Source organism: Virgibacillus carmonensis, from assembly GCF_057836705.1.
On record NZ_JBYQFJ010000212.1, the window covers coordinates 1 to 637 of the forward strand.

Sequence of the window (637 nt, forward strand, 5' to 3'; positions counted from 1 at the left end):
GAACCGTGGAAAAATTCAAGTGCGCGAAGATATGCGTGCGCCAGATTATGATAATGTTTTTGTAGTTGGTGATTGTGCACTTGTAATGAATGAAGAAAGCGGACGTCCGTTTCCGCCGACTGCCCAAATTGCAATCCAAATGGCGGAAACCGTTGCCCATAATGTGAAGTCTTTGGCCGCAGGAAGTGGAGAGGTAGAGCGGTTCGAACCAAAGATACTTGGGACAGTGGCTTCATTAGGACATGATGATGCCATTGGCGTTGTATTAAATAACCGTAAAGTGTTTGGTTTTATGGCCACTGTAATGAAAAAAGTCATTGATAACCGTTATTTGCTTAAATTAGGCGGTCCGGGGTTACTGGTTAAAAAGGGTAAGTTTAATATTTTTTACTAATATATTAAACTGAGCAAAGGCAAAGTTGATGCCTTTGCTTTTTTTACCATTTACTATAAAATATAAGATGAGATTAAGTTTGCACGGGGAGGATACATCAGTGATTCCATCAGTTATTCAAATAATTATGTCTGTCCTGTTATACTTGGTAATATTTTTTGGACTGGCATTTATACTCAATATGCTGCTTAGGAGAACGTGGCTTATGGCATGCATTTACCCATTTATTGTCTTAGCAATTGT

The 637-nt window shown here is 38.8% G+C and carries 1 protein-coding gene and 1 pseudogene; both read left to right on the top strand.

The window, feature by feature from the left end; all coding sequences use genetic code 11:
- Positions 1-394 (top strand): annotated as a pseudogene (locus AC3G7N_RS21445) (FAD-dependent oxidoreductase); the annotation flags it as partial.
- A gap of 127 nt (positions 395-521) precedes the next feature.
- Positions 522-637: YuiB family protein (locus AC3G7N_RS21450; protein WP_489424161.1), on the top strand; the 116-nt coding region annotated here is incomplete at its 3' end.